We start from the raw sequence: 15,049 nt of genomic DNA on the forward strand, positions 1-15,049 counted from the left end.
TAGCCTGTCAAAAGTTAATATTCTGATAATGCCCGGATTTTTATTGTATTTATTCGGCGACTGCCTTCTTACGCGATCTGGATTTGGGCTTTTCGGTCCCGAAACGATAGGCGAACTTGCCGTCCTTCAACTCGATGGTGACATCCTCCATCGCGCCACCCGCGACCATGCGGGCCAGAACCTCGCGCGACAGATCGGGCAGGATCGAGTTGGTGATGATATTGTCCACCATCCGCCCGCCGCTGTCCGGGTCGCGGCATTGATCGACGATATGGGCGATGACCTCGTCCGACCAGCCCAGCCTTGCGCCATGCGCATCCTGCATCCGCCTGACGATGGCGCCCAGTTTCAGGCGGGTGATGCCCTCCAGCACCTCGCGGCTCAGCGGGTAATAGGGGATGGTCACGATCCGGCCCAGCAGGGCGGGTGGAAAGACCCGCAGCAGTTCAGGCTTGAGCCGCAGGTCCAGCGCGGCAAGATCGGGGTTGTCGCCCGCCGCCATGATCACATCGGTTCCGACATTGGATGTCAGCAAGATCAAAGTGTTGCGGAAGTTGATCGGGCGGCCGTTGCCGTCCTCCATCATGCCTTTGTCAAAGACCTGGAAGAACAGCTCATGCACGTCCGGGTGGGCCTTTTCGATCTCGTCAAGAAGGACGACGGAATAAGGCTTGCGGCGCACGGCCTCGGTCAGCCGCCCGCCCTCGCCATAGCCGACATAGCCCGGCGGCGCACCTTTCAGCAGGCTGACGGAATGGGCCTCCTGAAACTCGGACATGTTGATTGTGATCACATTCTGCTCGCCGCCGTAAAGCTGTTCGGCAAGGGCCAGCGCGGTTTCCGTCTTGCCGACGCCCGAGGGACCGGCCAGCATGAAGACGCCGATGGGTTTGTTCGGGTTCGACAGGCCCGCGCGGCTGGTTTCCACCCGTTTCGCGATCATCTGCAAACCATGATCCTGACCGATCACGCGCTCGCGCAAATGGTCTGCCAGCCCAAGGATCGCCTGCAATTCATCGGCAACCATGCGGCCCGCCGGAATCCCGGTCCAGTCGCTGATGACGGATGCCACGGCCTGCTCATCGACATGCGCGTAAACCATGCGGTCGTCGGGATGGGTGGCGGCCAGTTCGCCCATTTTCGCCGTCATCTCGGCGCGCAACGCATCGGGGTCGAAATCCTCGCCCGCTTCTTCGGCAAGGCGCTGGCGCAGAGCGACGATCTGATCGACGACCTGCTTTTCACCCTCGAATTTCGATTCCATTTCAACCAGTTCCGCTGCCTTCGCCTCGCGTTCCGCGCGGGCCTCGGCCAGCCGGTCGTCGGCGCGTTCGCCCAGATCCTCGGCGGCCAGTTTCGCCGCGATTTCCGTGTCCAGCGCGTTGATCGCATCGCGAAGATCGGCGATGCGCGCAGGCGTCGCGCTTTGGCTGACCGCCACCCGCGCGCAGGCCGTATCCAGAAGCGACACCGCCTTGTCCGGCAGTTGCCGCGCCGGGATATAGCGCGCCGACAGCTTCACTGCCGCGATCACCGCCTCATCGGAAATGCGGACCTTGTGGTGGTCCTGCATCGGGCCAAGCACGCCCCGGATCATGTAGCAGCATTGCTCGATCCCCGGTTCATCCACCTGAACCGGCTGGAAGCGGCGGGTCAGGGCGGGGTCTTTCTCGAAATAATTGCGGTATTCGGCCCATGTCGTCGCACCGATGGTGCGCAGGGTGCCGCGCGCCAGCGCCGGTTTCAGCAGGTTCGCGGCGTCGCCCGTGCCCGCCGCGCCACCCGCGCCGACCAGCGTATGCGCCTCGTCTATGAAAAGGATGATCGGGACGGGCGAGGACTGCACCTCGTCGATGACAGAGCGCAGGCGCTGCTCGAACTCGCCCTTCATGCTGGCGCCGGCCTGCATCGCGCCGATGTCCAGCATATGCAGGCGCATCCCTTGCAGGGCGGGCGGCACCTCGCCCGAGGCCAGCCGCTGCGCGAAGCCTTCGACCACGGCGGTCTTGCCCACGCCCGCCTCGCCGGTCAGGATGGGGTTGTTCTGGCGGCGGCGCATCAGAACGTCGATGATCTGGCGGATTTCGTCGTCGCGGCCATGCACCGGGTCCAGCTTGCCCGCCGCCGCATCCGCCGTCATATCGACCGAGAAACGGCCAAGCGCGGTCGTCGCGCCGTCCTGCCGCCCCTCGCCCCCGGCGGTCAGGCCCGAGCCGTCCATCGGGCGCATTTCCTCTTCCTCGGACGAGGACCAAAGCTGGCGCGCCTCTTTCCCCAGTTGATCGACCGAGATCTCGCCAAAGACAGGGCAATAGACCACCAGTTCGCGCCGCAGATTGCCGTCGTTGAGCAGCGCGACCAGCAGATGCCCGGTGCGGATCTGGGTTTCGCCAAAGAACAGCGTCGCATAGGTCCAGGCGTGGTTCAGCCCGTCGGCAAGGCTGTCGGCGATGCCCGGCACTTCGGTCACGTTCTTGCGCAGGCCCGCCATCGCGCGGTCCAGATCCTTCAGCACCCGGCCCCGGTCCAGCCCCAACTCGCGCAGGGTCACGGAAATATCGCAATTCTGGTTCGAGATCGCATAGAACAGCCAGTGGCACAACTCGACATTGCGGTTCCCCTCGCCCCGCGCGTGGCGCATGGCTTGCAGGAAGGCGTCATAGCCCAGCCGGTTCATCTTGCCGGCGAATTTCTCGATGCTGATCGCGGTCATACGACCTCCTTTGGCCGCGTCAGGCGGCGTTCATCATTCCGCTGTCCAGCGCCAGCGCGAAACGCGCGGCCTCGACATAACCACCCGGATCGGCCTGTGCGCCACCCGGCAGCGCGGCCATCCATCCCAGGTCGGCGCTTTCACCCAGCCGCGCGGGGGGTATCGCATCGGCGGGCAGGGAAAGCGCGATCTCGACCTCGTAAGTCTTGCCAAGATACCAGAAAACCACATTCGCAAGCTGCCCGTAACCCTCGGCACCGGGCAGGAAGTCACGATACTCCCGCAGGTCGCGCGCCCGGACATGCAGCCGGACCTTTTCGCCGACGGACCGGATGCGCGCGCCCAGGTAGGTGCTGCGCCCCAGGTCGCCGCGCTGGCCAAGGGCGCTGACATCCTCGGCGTCGAACTCCATCCACGATGGCACATGTTCCTCGACCGCGAAGGGGATGCCGAAATACTGGCGCAGCATCTGTTCCAGCCGGATGCCGCTGCGCACCCGCCCGCCGAAGATCGACACCAGCGGCAGGCGCGCGATATCGGGAAAGCGGTCGTGGTCGCGATAGGCGGGCGAGCCGATGCCCGAAATCGCCCCGACATAACGCGCGAAACGGTTGTTCTGCGGGTGGTCGAACTGGCTGATCGCGTGATTGTCCGACCAGGCGCGGAAAAAAAGCTGGTAGAAGCGCGTGGCGAAGATGTCGGTGAAACGGACGAAGGCATCCTCGCCTTCCTCAAGCCAGCGGGCGGCTTCCTCGGTCGTGTTCAGGGGCAGCGCGCCGTTCGGTCCGAAAAAGCCGATGAATTGCGCGCGCAGGTCCGGCACATTGCGGCGCGTTCCGTCGGTCGAGGAAAATTCGGACGCGGGAAAACCCAGGCCGGGATCCTGCCCAAGCCGCACGGGTTCGTCGGACAGGCGGCGCGAGCGCCCGATGGGGGGCTTGTCGGCGTTCTCGCGTTCGATCCTGCGCAGGATCGCAAGGAATCCGGCGTCCGAGGCGATCATATCAGCGGCCCCCTGCCGCTGCGGGGCGTCCAACGCTTGATCAGCCCGCGCTGCTGGCTGACGATAACGGTCTGGGTGAAGCTGTTGACATTGGCATATTCGGCAAAGAACCGATCCAGCACGGCGCCCAGCAGGATGATGCCGCTGCCCTCAAATGCGGCCTCGTCCATCGTCACGGTGATTTCCAGCCCGCGCGCGGGGAAATAACCATCCTCGCGCCGGATCGAGCGCGTGACGGGCCGCGTCGAAAGCGACTTGATACCCGCAATCTGCGCCTCGGCCACGTTGTCGGAAAGATCGGCGAAAAGCGACAGCAACTCGCGCAGCGCGGCAGCGCTGTCGCCGGTGCCGCGGTCGTCCAGGCCGAAATGGTTCAGGCCCAGATAGCTGATCAGGCGCCAGTGAACTTCGCCCTGCGTCATGCGGTGCGGGGCCTCGCGGTCGATCTCGGTCATCGGCTCGCGCGGACGGGTCGGGCCGCTGACGCAATCCAGCGAAACGGTGACGTCATTCGTCATGTGGAAGTCGTCCGAACCGGCGATCGGCAGGTAAGCGGGCAGATGGCGGTTCGAACACAGCGTCTTGACCTGCAACCGCTGCGCGCGCCCGGCGGCCTCGGTTTCGGGCGGCTCATAGATCGAGATGAAGGTCTCGGTCCCCCGATAATCGTGGCGCATGCCCGTCTGCCGTTCCGATTCCGTCAGGCGGCGCGGGCGGCGGCGATAGGTGTAATACATCATGTTGCGCTGCGCGCTTTGCCCCGGCGGCAGGGCATAAAGCGGATAGACCTCGACCTTGCTTTTCGCGGTGCCGTAGCTGGCATGGACGCGCAGGATGCGCTGCACCTCGTAATGGGTCAGGGGCGAGCTGTCCGGCGTCACCACATATTCATGCCGCCGGTCGTCCAGCCGCACCTGGTTCGAACTTTCCTCGAACAGGTTGATCGCTGGGGCGCAGAACAGGCGGACATGGCTGGCATCGACATGTTTGGTCAGCGCTTCGTCCGCGCGGCCGAACTCGATAACCAACTGGAATTCCTGCGCCTTGATCCGGCGCAACACGTCGCGCAACCCGGTCAGGCGAAAGCCCAGGAACTTGCGCGGAAAGACGAACATGTCGCGCAGAAGGGCAAAGCCCTCGAACAGGCGGCGGTCGATGCCGAACAGGTTTTCCTGCGCGTCAAAGCCGATCTGCTGCAACTGGTCGGGTGACAGGCGAATGAATACCGGGTCGCCCGTCGCGGACAGATAACGCAGCGAAATGCGCAGGCAATCGCAATGGATCTGTTCGTAAAGCGCGACCGCATCGGGCAGGCTGCCGGTCAAATGGACGGTCAGCGCATCCAGCTTGAGATCGGCGATCTGCTTGCCGGTCATGTGGGCAAAGTCGATCTGCAACCCGGCGCGCGTCTTTTCCGTGGGGTCCTGCCCCAAGCTGCCGATCACGGCGGGGCGGTCGTGGTAAACGGCGGCCTTGCGTTCCAGCGGCCAGATTTCCAGCGGCGCGCAAAGGCTGAACTGGCAGGACACGCGCTGGTCGGCGTCGCGGAAACGGGCGTCCATGTATTCGCCGAGCTGAAAGCGGATGCCGTCGTCCAGATCGCGCCGGTCGACGGGTGCGCGGGCCGAAACCAGCATGATCGAGGGGATCGGCGCCAGCGCCTCGGGGAAGACATGTTCCAGCAATTCGCGGGTGAAGCCGTCGAATTCCTCGTCCAGCTTCAACTGGACGCGCGCCGCCATGAAGGCCGTGCCCTCCAGCAGGCCGGCGATCCAGGGATCGGTGTTTTCGCGCAACAACCCGCCAAGCCGGTCAGCAAGGCCCGGATATTCCTCGGCGAATTCGGCCGAGCGTTCATAGAGCAGCGCAAGCTCGCGGTTATAGGCGTCGCGGAAGGCCTTTCTCATGCGTCACCCTGCATGCGCTTCATCTGGATCTTGCCCAGCGAAGGATCGACCTCGGCCAGAAACTCCATCGCGATATCGGTGGGGCTGGAAATCATCTCGGCCTGGATTTCAAAGGTGACGCGCTGGTCGGGGCTGGGGTCTTCCTCGCGCACGCGGACCTCGAGCGTTTCGGGGCGCAGGCGCGGCTCATTGCGGATCAGCGCGGCCCGGATCGAGCGGGCAAGATCCGTCATCGTGGTATTGGCGCGCCAGATGCTTTCAAGGTCCTGAAAGCCGTAGTTCACGATGGATTCGCGGACATGGGGCGCATCGTCCAGGTCGGAAACCGTATCCAGCCGGATGGTGTTCATCAGGCTGGCGATATCGCGCGCCAGATCGCGGCGCAGCGAGGCGTCCGAGGCCCCCTCGCGCCGTTTCTGGCTGCGCAGGGTCAGGTCGCGGTCGCCGTCGTGGTAATGACGGCCGGGATCGCGCGAATCCTTCTGCTCGGCGGCGGCGCGAAAGACATGCATCAGCGACATCTGGCGCAACCCGCTGCGCTCGGCGAATTCGTAAAGTCCCCTGCCGCGCCAGGCGCGGTCGGAATCCGGTCGTGACACCATGCTACAGCCCCAAATCCTGTGACCGGCGAACCGTGCCCCGGCAAGGGCGAAGCCGGCGACAAGATGCGCCGGCCCCCTTCATGTCTACAGGCGCAGGCGTTGCGCCGATCAGGCGCCCCACTCGACGTTTTCTGCGATGTCGTAGCCGGTGGACGAGCTTGCACCCGGTGCGCCGCTGTCTTCCTGCGGGGTATAGGTGATTTCGAACTTGCGGAAGTTCAGCGTCACCGTTTCCTGGATGCGATCCAGGCCGTCTTTCGACCCGCCGGTGGTGTAGCTGGTGATCATGACGTTTTCCAGCTTGAGGACGAAATACTCAAGCGGGGCGCCGCCACCGGCCTTGCGCACGATCAGCTGGGCGTTTTCGATATGCTCGCCCGAGCAGGCGCGCTTGACCAGATCGGTGGTCGCACGGTCGACGTATTTGGTCAGGGTGATGTCGCCGACATTGACCTTGCCGCCGCCGCCGCCCTTGCCCAGGTGGGTGGTGCCCGACTGGGTCAGGCCCCAGTTCCAGGCCAGGACGTCGATGTCGTCCTTGAAGGTCGAATCCTGCGATTCACCTTTGATGTTGTTCGAGAACTTCAGAAAAATATCAACAGCCATTTAAGTTTCCTCTGCGGAAGTGGTGGTGGTGGTGGAACCGTTTATTTGCCTTTCGGCAGTTTCGAGACGAGGGACATGCCGACGTCCATGCCTTCTAGCTGGAAGTGCGGCTTGAGGAAGAACTTGCCCATATAGTAACCGGGATTCTCTTCATCCTCAACGACTTCCACCCGTGCGCCCGCCAGCGGTTTCTTCGCCTTTTCCCGCTCACTGGCGCTTTCGGGGTTGCCCGAGACGTATTTGTTCACCCAGGTCTGAAGCTGGGTTTCCAGTTGGATGCGATCGGGGCTTTGGCCGATCTTGTCGCGCACCATACACTTGAGATAGTGACTGAAACGCGACACGGCGAAGATATAGGGCAGGCGCGAGGACAGGTTGTCCGAGGCCGTCGCCAACTCATCAACGTATTTCTTGGGGCGATACAGCGACTGCGCGCCGATGAAGGCGGCCTTGTCGGTGTGCTTGCGATGGATCAGGCCGATCAGCCCGGCCTTGGACAGTTCGCCCTCGCGCCGGTCGGTGATCGACACCTCGGTCGGGCATTTCAGTTCCTTGGAACCGTCGCCGGTGTCGAAGGTATGGGTCGGCAGGTTCAGCACCTCGCCCCCCGACTGGACGCCGCGGATCTGCACGGTCCAGCCATATTCCTTATGCGCGCGGTTGATGTTCGTCGCCATCGCATGGACGGCGTTCATCCAGCCGTATTTCTCGCCCGCGCGGCCATCGGTTTCTTCCTCGAAGTTGAACTCCTCGACGACCGAGTTCGAGTTCTGGCCGTAAGGCTCGCGCGCAAGCACGCGCGGCATCACCAGCGCCAGATAGCGCGAGTTCTCGGAATCGCGCAGGCTGTTCCAGGCGGCATAATCGGGCGTGTCGAAGATTTCCGACAGGTCCGGGGGGGTGCCGATCTCGTTCCAGTTGTCCATGCCCAGCAGTTCGGGCGCGGCCGACGAAATGAAGGGCGCATGCGCCGCCGCGGCGATCTTGCCCATATCGCGCAGCAGCGCGACGTCGGCGGTGCCGTGGTCGAAGTAGTAATCACCGATCAGCGCCCCGAAGGGGTTGCCGCCAAGCGTGCCGAACTCTGCCTCGTAGATGCGCTGGTGCAGGGGCGACTTGTCCCATTTCGCGCCCGGATAGCGCCGCATCATCTGTTGCAGTTCTTTCTTCGAGACGTTCATCACCTTGACGCGCAGGCTGGCGTCGGTTTCCGAGTTGTTGATCGTATAGGCCAGACCACGCCACGAGGATTCCAGCTTCTGGAATTCATCGTTGTGGATGATCTCGTTCATCTGCTGGGTCAGCTTCTGGTCCAGCTTGGCCAGCATCGCGTCGATCGTGTCGATCACATCCTCGGCGATCAGGGTCTCATCGTCCAGCGCCTCGCGCACCAGGGCGACGACGGCATTGTCCACCTCTTTCGCCGCGACCTCGGTGCGGGGCTTGATCGTCTGGCGCAGGATATCCGAAAACTCGTCAAGTTCGGACAGATCCTGTTGGCCCGGTTGGGTCCTGACTTCCTGGGCCATTATTCTTCCCCACCTTCTTGCGTCTTGTTGCGTTCGGCAAGGGCGGCCATCAGTTCGGGATCGTTCAGCAACTGCCGGATCTGTTCCTGCGCCTTGGGTTTCGAATTCATGTAGCGTTGCAGGTTCGCCAGATGCTCGCGCGCTTCCAGCAGCTTCTTCAGCGCGGGAACCTGGCGGGCGATCTGCGCCGGGTTGAAATCGTCCATCGAGGTGAACTCCAGCGAAACGCCCATGCGCCCCTCGCCTTCGCCCAGCTTGTTTTCGACGTTGAAGGCGACGGCGGGGCGGACGCTTTCGATATAGTCGTCCAGCGTCGCGGCCGTGACATCGACGAAGTCGCGTTCCTCCATCGGGGCCTTTTCGACCGTCGAGGCGTTGCCCGACAGATCAGACATCACCCCCATGACGAAGGGCAGTTCGACCATCTTCTCGCTGTCATACGGATCTTCGTAAGAAATGTTCACGCGCGGCGGCCGGTTGCGCTTGATGAAGTCCGTGGATTTATCAGAAGCCATTTTCCAGATCCCCAATCTTGATGCAGATGAACGTCAATATTTTCCCCGTGTCAACTTGCATTGGTTCGATTTGCCTATCCTTGTATAGGTTTAGGCGGCAAAATTTCGTTCAAAATCGCATGGAACGTCCTTGTGAGCATGTTTCGCGCCTCTGACAGCAGCACCGGGATGGGGCTGGCAGGCTCATTTCGCAGATAGAACTCCTCGACGCCCTGCAAGTATCCGGCGAGCTGTTCGCGGCTTTCGATTACCACGGGTTTAGCTTCCGCTGCGTCAGCCGAATCACCTGAAGAATCACCGGCTTGCGGCGCCAGCGACTGCGACAGCATCCGCAGCCGGTCCATGTCGATCGCGAAGTCGCGGCCCTTCCCCAGCGTCAACTCGACCCGCGGGGCGTCCTGGGGCATCAGCAGCTCGATCGCATCGACGATGGACTTGCCGACCAGCAGCCGCGCCTGCACGACCAGCAGCAGCGACAGCGAAGAGGGTTCGTTGCGCGCAAGATAGGCCTCGGCGGCCTGGATCACGGTGCGGGCAGTGCGGTGATCGGGCACCAGCCGGGAACGCGCGCTGACCGGGACGGGCGGTTGCGCCGTCTCGGGGGTGGGGTCCGCGGTCTCGGGCGTCGCCGGTTCGACGGGCGCGGCGGGTTCGGCGGTCCAATGTGGCAGGTCGGGCAGCGCCTCGCCGATCAGGTGCTGGATGTCCGAGATCACTTCAAAGGTCGGGCCGAAATCGGGGGTGAAGGCAAAGGCCCCGTTCGCCCGGCAACTGTCGGCGATCCGTTGCAGCGCCTGCGCGGCGCGGGTCAGCTCGGCGTGAATCGCGGTCACCTGCCGCAGGTTCGCCGGATTGCGCAGCGCCGAGATCAGCGCGCCGGGTTCGGGGATGTTCTCGGCTTCGGACAGGCGGGGCGGCACCGCGCCGGTCGAGACCTGGTATTGCCGGAAGGTCACGTTGGAATTGCCAAGAAGCGGCAAATGGATCAGCGGCATCACCACCGTCGGCTGCTCGGCCAGCGCATCCAGCGCGCCGCGCCGGTCCGAGGGCGAATCCGCGGTCTGCGGATGCACCTCTTCCAGCCGCGACGCCAGCAGGCCGGCCATCGCTTCCAGCGTGGCCGCGAAATCGCCCACCCGGCCCGCCAGGATCTGGAACCGTGCCAGCAGGCCCAGCAGCCGCAGATCGCGCGAGCGGCGCAGCAAATCGGTGATCGCCTGCGTTTCACCGCGCAGATCGACCGAACGGGGGTCGAACAGCCGATCCTCGCCCCCGCCGGGCACATTCGGCGCGCCGGGGGTGAAATAGCGTTCGGGCAGCCGGGATTCGGCCTCGAAATAGTAATCGAGGAAATCGGGATCGTCGGTCTTTTCCAGATCCGGCCCGCAAGGCAGATCGTCGGAAACCGGATCAAGCAACCATTCGAACGCCATCGGCGGCCCTGCTCCTGCTTTGTTCGGCTATTATTGACGCTTTACCGGGGGGTGGCGTCAACCGCGTTTCGGATGCGACGCGCCCGCGGCATCGCGATAGGCCGAGGCGAAATGACTGACGAATTCGTCCAGGATGCCGTTCTCATGCGGCGCGGTCTTGGCGTCCCAGCGCCTCACGAACTCATCCCATGCGCGGGTCTTGCGCCCGGTGCCGAAGCGCCCGCCGTCGCTTGCGGCCTCGATCGCCTCGGGGGCAAGGTCGCCGACAAGCTTCATCAGCGCCGGTTGCAGCGCGGCGAACAGGGCGGACTGATGCTGGCGCATGTCGCGCAGCGCCTCGTCGAAACCGGCGGCGCCGGTCTGGAAACCGGCACGGGGGCGCAGGAACATCGCCTCGATCGCCTGGTCGGGATCGGGAAGGAATTTCAGGGGGTTGTTGTCCTCGGCACCGCGCATGGTGCGTTCACCCACCCGCACGAACTGCTTGGCCGACGCACGGTCGCGCAGCGCCAGCATCACCTCGCTGGTGGCGGCGCGCATGGCTTGGCCAAGGGCGCGGCCCAGATCCTCGGGCGCGACCCCGGCGGCCAGCTCGGGCGGCAGGCCCGCGCCTTCGCAAAAGGCCCGCAGGAAGGCCGGTCCCTGGTCGGCCATCGCCGAAGGCGGCGCGGACACGGGCGGCACGGCAGCCGCAGGGACCGGGCTTTCGGGCAGCGGATTTGCAGGCGCGGGCGGCGCGGACACGGATTCGTGATGTTGCGGAAAGGCCAGGAAGTCCTGCGCGAAATCGGGCTGCGACGGCGCCTCGGCCGGGGGCAGCGGATCGACCGGGGGCAGCCCGCCCATACCGTCCAGCGACCAGGGGTCTTCGTCGGTTTCCTGCGCAAAGACCGGCCCGTCGTAGCTGGGCAGCGAGGTCGGTCGCATCCCCGTCTGCGACGCCTGCGCATCCATCAGCGCCACGACGATATATTGCCCCACCTGGAAACGGTCGCCATGTTCCAGCTTGTGCGGACCGTCCAGCCGGTGCCGCATCCCTTGCAGGAAGGTGCCGTTGGTGGACAGGTCGCGCAGCCACCACTCGCCGCCCTGGAAATAGACGTCGAAGTGATGGCCGGAAATATGCCTGCTGGCGTCGGGCAGCACCCAGCCCATGCCGGGCCGGCGGCCCACTTGCAGCCCGGCTTCCGGCACCTCGATGCTGGCGGGACCGCCGTCATCCAGAACCTGGTAGTTTTCTATCAAGAGTGTAAGCGCCATCAGCCGCTCAATAGATCCTGAAAAGCGATTCGGCCATGTCCAGGAATCGCGCAAGGTAAATGGGACGCCGCGACAGTTCGGCCCGCGCAAGGCAGGACAGCACGGCGCTGTTGACGGCCTGCGGCGTGCGCCACGGTGGCGGGCGCAGGGAATCGTTGGGCGCGGGACCGCCCGTGGACCAGCCCACCGCCAGCCCCAGGAGGACCGAGGGCGAACGCGACGGCGCCCAGAGTGCTTCGCGCATCACCTTGTAGCGGATGCCGGGCACCGGGTTGGCGATCCAGGCGGCGATGTCCTGCATCAGGGGGCGTTCCAGCGGGCTGAGATGATCGGCCATCTGGCGCAGGCACTCATACCCCCACCCCGCCGCCACGGTCGGCAGCGCGGCGAAGGATGTGAAGGTCACCGCCTCTTCGGGCGTGGTCGAGCCGCGAAGGCGGAACAGGTATTGCAGGTTGTCCTCATCCGCGCGGGGGCGGATCTGGGTCAGGTCGCGCACCTGCGGCAGGCTGGCGAAAAGCTCGGCCGGGGTGTCGTAGCGCATGGACCTGCGCGGCGGGTGCGTCTTGTCGGTCTGGTCGATCATGTTCATGAAGGGGCGCGTAGATCAGGGTCCGGGAATGCGCAGGGCGCGGCATCGGCCGATCCTAGCGGGATTATCCCCGGACGCAACAACTGCCGGACGCGCCGGCCCGTGGCGGGCCTGCCGAACTGAAGCGTTGACAATGCCGCCGTGCAGGAATATCCGAACGGACGTTCTGCTATCTGGAAAGCACGGCATGGGCCGCAAGCGCACCATCGACAGGGCGGCCACGATGGCCGCCATCGAGGCGGTCATCCTTCGCGAAGGGGTGGCGGGCCTGTCCATCGACGCCGTCGCGCGCGAAGCGGGGATCAGCAAATCCAGCGTCGTCTACGATTTCCGCAACAAGGCCGGCCTTCTGGCCGCCTTCACGCGCAAGCGCATGGACGCCTACCGCCACGAGATGGAAAACCTGCGCAATGCGATGGACGGGCCGGACCGCTGGCTGCGCGCCGTCATCGGGCAGGCGCGGCAGGGGCTGTCGGACGAAGACACCTCGGTCGCGATGAAGCTGGCCGCCGCCACGCATGTGTCCGAGGAATGCAACAACGTCATGCGCCAGCAACTGCTGTCGTGCCTGTGCGACGCGATCGAGGACGCGGGCGACGAACGCCGCAGCCGTTTGGCCTTCGTGGCGCTGCACGGGCTGAAATGCCTTGAATATTTCGGCTTCCATCGCTTTGACGACGAAACGCGCCAGCAGTTGCTGGACGATATCCTTGCCCTGATCGGCAGCACCCCCGCCACCGAACCAGAACAGAACTGACCTTGCCGCCCGAGCAGAAGATCATACCGGAGACGCCAACCATGCACCGCTTCAGGCCCCTTGCGACCACCCTGCCCTTCCTTCTGGCAATGCTGGCGGGACCCGCCACCTTGTCGGCGCAGCAACCGCAGATGCCGCCGCCGCCCGTATCGGTGCTGGAACTGCGCGCCCAGCCCCTGCCCGTCGTGAACGAACTGCCGGGCCGGGTTTCGGCCACCCGCACCGCCGAGGTGCGTCCCCGCGTCAGCGGCATCGTGCTGGAGCGCGTGTTCGAGCAGGGCAGCTTCGTGCAGGAAGGGTCGATGCTCTATCGCATCGACCCCTCGCAATATGCCGTCGCGATGGCCAGCGCCGAGGCGACGCTTGCGCGCGCCAACGCCAACCAGTTGAACGCCCGCGACCAGCAATCGCGCGCCGAGGCGCTACGCGAGCGCCGCGTGACCTCAGGGGTCGAACTGGAAAACGCGGTCACGAACCTTGCCATCGCCGATGCCGAGGTCGCCATCGCGCAGGCCCAACTGGACCAGGCGCGGCTGAACCTGAACTATACCGAGGTGACGGCCCCGATCTCGGGCGTGATCGGACGCGCGCTGGTGACCGAGGGCGCGCTGGTTTCGGCCCAGACGGACGTGCTGGCGACGATCCAGCAACTCGACCCGATCTATGTGGACTTCACCCAGTCCTCGACCGAGATGTTCGCCCTGCGCCGCGCGCGCGCCTCGGGGCAGCTCAACATGGTTTCGGACGACGAGGCGCAGGTGCATCTGATGTTCGACGACGGCAGCGAATATACCCACCCCGGCAAGCTGCTGTTTTCCGAGGCGAACGTGGACAGCACCACCGGCCAGATCACCCTCCGCGCCGAGTTTCCCAACCCCGACGGCGACCTGTTGCCCGGTCTTTATGTCCGCATCCGCATCGAGCAGGCGGTGCGCGAAAACGCCCTGACCATCCCGCAGATGGCCGTCCAGCGCGACCAGTCGGGCCAGGCCTATGTCTATGTGATGAAGTCCGAAGACACGGTCGAGCGCCGCAATGTCACCCTTGGCCGCACAACCAACAACCAGTGGCTGGTCGAGGACGGGCTGGAACCGGGCGAGCGCGTCGTGGTCGCGGGAGCGCAGAAGCTTTACCCCGACGCCAAGGTCGTGCCGGAACCCGTGGACGCGCCCGCCGAGGCAACCGGGGCCGAGGATCAGGGCAGCCCGGCCCCGGACGCCGATCAGGAAACCGATCAGGACGAAGCCGCGCAGCCGGCGGAATAGGACAGACCAGATGTCGCAATTTTTCATTCACCGCCCGGTCCTGGCCTGGGTCATCTCGATCTTCATCGTCATCGCCGGGCTGATCGCGCTGCCGATCATCCCCGTGGCGCAATATCCGCAGGTCGCGCCGCCGCAGATCTCGATCTATGCCAACTATACCGGCGCTTCGCCGAACGAGATCTATCAATCCGTTTCCCAGCCCATCGAAGAGGAACTGAACGGCGTCGAGGGGCTGCAATATTTCGAATCCACCTCGGCCTCGTCGGGTTTCGTGCAGATCACGGCGACTTTCGCGCCGGGCACCGACATCGCGCGGGCGCAGGTCGATGTGCAGAACGCGGTCTCGCGGGTGGAACCGATGCTGCCGCAATCGGTCGTGGACATGGGCATCACCGTGCAAGAGGCCGGCACGGGCTTTCTGATGATGGTCGCGCTGGTTTCCGACGATGGCAGCATGGATGCGACCGGGCTTGGCGACTATCTGAACCGCAACGTTGCGGGCGAGGTGCGCCGGATCGAAGGCGTGGGCCGCGCGCAGGTCTTTGCGTCCGAGCGGGCGCTGCGCATCTGGGTCGATCCCGACAAGATGACGGGTCTCAGCCTGTCCTCCTCCGATATCGTGAATGCGGTGCGGGCGCAGAACGCGCAGGTCTCGGCCGGCCAGATCGGCGCCGATCCCAACCCCTTCGGCCAGCAACTGACCGCCACCGTCCTGATCAAGGGCCAACTGTCCGCGCTGGAGGAGTTCGAGCAGATCGTGCTGCGCGCCAATCCCGACGGCTCGACCGTGCGGCTGAAGGACGTGGCGACGCTGGAAATCGGGGCCGAGGATTACATGTTCAGTTCAAAGCTGAACAACCAGCCCGC

The 15,049-nt window shown here is 64.6% G+C and carries 13 protein-coding genes; 3 read left to right on the forward strand and 10 right to left on the reverse strand.

Annotation, left to right across the window (positions count from 1 at the left end):
- Window positions 1-49: 49 nt before the first annotated feature.
- The 10 genes from tssH to Q0O97_RS07140 form a co-directional block, all read right to left on the reverse strand.
- Window positions 50-2,713 carry a type VI secretion system ATPase TssH gene (gene tssH, locus Q0O97_RS07095; RefSeq protein WP_294926645.1) on the reverse strand — a complete coding sequence of 888 codons (2,664 nt, stop codon included), beginning with the start codon at window positions 2,711-2,713 and terminating at the stop codon, window positions 50-52.
- A 19-nt stretch (window positions 2,714-2,732) separates the two neighbouring features.
- Window positions 2,733-3,716, reverse strand: a complete 984-nt coding sequence (gene tssG / locus Q0O97_RS07100; protein ID WP_294926647.1) for a type VI secretion system baseplate subunit TssG — start codon at window positions 3,714-3,716, stop codon at window positions 2,733-2,735.
- Window positions 3,713-5,623 (reverse strand): type VI secretion system baseplate subunit TssF, encoded by a 1,911-nt coding sequence (gene tssF / locus Q0O97_RS07105; protein WP_294926649.1) that lies wholly within the window; start codon window positions 5,621-5,623, stop codon window positions 3,713-3,715. Before tssF ends, tssG begins: the two co-directional genes overlap by 4 nt.
- Window positions 5,620-6,225, reverse strand: a complete 606-nt coding sequence (tssE, locus tag Q0O97_RS07110; RefSeq protein ID WP_294926651.1) for a type VI secretion system baseplate subunit TssE — start codon at window positions 6,223-6,225, stop codon at window positions 5,620-5,622. The genes tssF and tssE overlap by 4 nt, the downstream gene beginning before the upstream one ends.
- A 108-nt stretch (window positions 6,226-6,333) precedes the next feature.
- Window positions 6,334-6,831 (reverse strand): type VI secretion system tube protein Hcp, encoded by a 498-nt coding sequence (locus Q0O97_RS07115; protein ID WP_294926653.1) that lies wholly within the window; start codon window positions 6,829-6,831, stop codon window positions 6,334-6,336.
- 41 nt (window positions 6,832-6,872) lie between these two features.
- The gene (tssC, locus tag Q0O97_RS07120; RefSeq protein WP_294926655.1) at window positions 6,873-8,360 is read right to left on the reverse strand and encodes a type VI secretion system contractile sheath large subunit; all 1,488 of its coding nucleotides are present in this window, start codon (window positions 8,358-8,360) and stop codon (window positions 6,873-6,875) included.
- Complete coding sequence (gene tssB, locus Q0O97_RS07125) at window positions 8,360-8,875, reverse strand: type VI secretion system contractile sheath small subunit (RefSeq protein WP_294926657.1); 516 nt, start codon at window positions 8,873-8,875, stop codon at window positions 8,360-8,362. The genes tssC and tssB overlap by 1 nt, the downstream gene beginning before the upstream one ends.
- A 74-nt stretch (window positions 8,876-8,949) precedes the next feature.
- Window positions 8,950-10,308 carry a type VI secretion system ImpA family N-terminal domain-containing protein gene (locus tag Q0O97_RS07130; protein WP_294926659.1) on the reverse strand — a complete coding sequence of 453 codons (1,359 nt, stop codon included), beginning with the start codon at window positions 10,306-10,308 and terminating at the stop codon, window positions 8,950-8,952.
- Between the two features lie 57 nt (window positions 10,309-10,365).
- Window positions 10,366-11,568: a type VI secretion system-associated FHA domain protein TagH gene (tagH, locus tag Q0O97_RS07135; protein WP_294926661.1), complete on the reverse strand. Its 1,203-nt coding sequence runs from the start codon at window positions 11,566-11,568 to the stop codon at window positions 10,366-10,368.
- A gap of 7 nt (window positions 11,569-11,575) precedes the next feature.
- Complete coding sequence (locus Q0O97_RS07140; RefSeq protein WP_294926663.1) at window positions 11,576-12,160, reverse strand: hypothetical protein; 585 nt, start codon at window positions 12,158-12,160, stop codon at window positions 11,576-11,578.
- Window positions 12,161-12,347: 187 nt separating this feature from the next.
- On the opposite strand from Q0O97_RS07140, the gene Q0O97_RS07145 reads away from it, so the two are divergent.
- From Q0O97_RS07145 to Q0O97_RS07155, 3 genes are all read left to right on the forward strand, one after another.
- Window positions 12,348-12,917 carry a TetR/AcrR family transcriptional regulator gene (locus Q0O97_RS07145; protein WP_294926665.1) on the forward strand — a complete coding sequence of 190 codons (570 nt, stop codon included), beginning with the start codon at window positions 12,348-12,350 and terminating at the stop codon, window positions 12,915-12,917.
- Between the two features lie 41 nt (window positions 12,918-12,958).
- Entirely contained in the window at window positions 12,959-14,182 is a 1,224-nt protein-coding gene (locus Q0O97_RS07150; protein ID WP_294926667.1) for an efflux RND transporter periplasmic adaptor subunit, read from the forward strand.
- A 10-nt stretch (window positions 14,183-14,192) separates the two neighbouring features.
- Window positions 14,193-15,049: efflux RND transporter permease subunit (locus tag Q0O97_RS07155; protein ID WP_294926669.1), on the forward strand; the 857-nt coding region annotated here is incomplete at its 3' end.

The organism is uncultured Paracoccus sp., assembly GCF_945915435.1.
Classification (GTDB): domain Bacteria; phylum Pseudomonadota; class Alphaproteobacteria; order Rhodobacterales; family Rhodobacteraceae; genus Paracoccus.

Coding starts and splice junctions, on each gene's coding strand:
- tssH (WP_294926645.1), bottom strand. CDS start 2,713: ATGACCGCGATCAGCATCGAGAAATTCGCCGGCAAGATGAACCGGCTG.
- tssG (WP_294926647.1), bottom strand. CDS start 3,716: ATGATCGCCTCGGACGCCGGATTCCTTGCGATCCTGCGCAGGATCGAA.
- tssF (WP_294926649.1), bottom strand. CDS start 5,623: ATGAGAAAGGCCTTCCGCGACGCCTATAACCGCGAGCTTGCGCTGCTC.
- tssE (WP_294926651.1), bottom strand. CDS start 6,225: ATGGTGTCACGACCGGATTCCGACCGCGCCTGGCGCGGCAGGGGACTT.
- Q0O97_RS07115 (WP_294926653.1), bottom strand. CDS start 6,831: ATGGCTGTTGATATTTTTCTGAAGTTCTCGAACAACATCAAAGGTGAA.
- tssC (WP_294926655.1), bottom strand. CDS start 8,360: ATGGCCCAGGAAGTCAGGACCCAACCGGGCCAACAGGATCTGTCCGAA.
- tssB (WP_294926657.1), bottom strand. CDS start 8,875: ATGGCTTCTGATAAATCCACGGACTTCATCAAGCGCAACCGGCCGCCG.
- Q0O97_RS07130 (WP_294926659.1), bottom strand. CDS start 10,308: ATGGCGTTCGAATGGTTGCTTGATCCGGTTTCCGACGATCTGCCTTGC.
- tagH (WP_294926661.1), bottom strand. CDS start 11,568: ATGGCGCTTACACTCTTGATAGAAAACTACCAGGTTCTGGATGACGGC.
- Q0O97_RS07140 (WP_294926663.1), bottom strand. CDS start 12,160: ATGAACATGATCGACCAGACCGACAAGACGCACCCGCCGCGCAGGTCC.
- Q0O97_RS07145 (WP_294926665.1), top strand. CDS start 12,348: ATGGGCCGCAAGCGCACCATCGACAGGGCGGCCACGATGGCCGCCATC.
- Q0O97_RS07150 (WP_294926667.1), top strand. CDS start 12,959: ATGCACCGCTTCAGGCCCCTTGCGACCACCCTGCCCTTCCTTCTGGCA.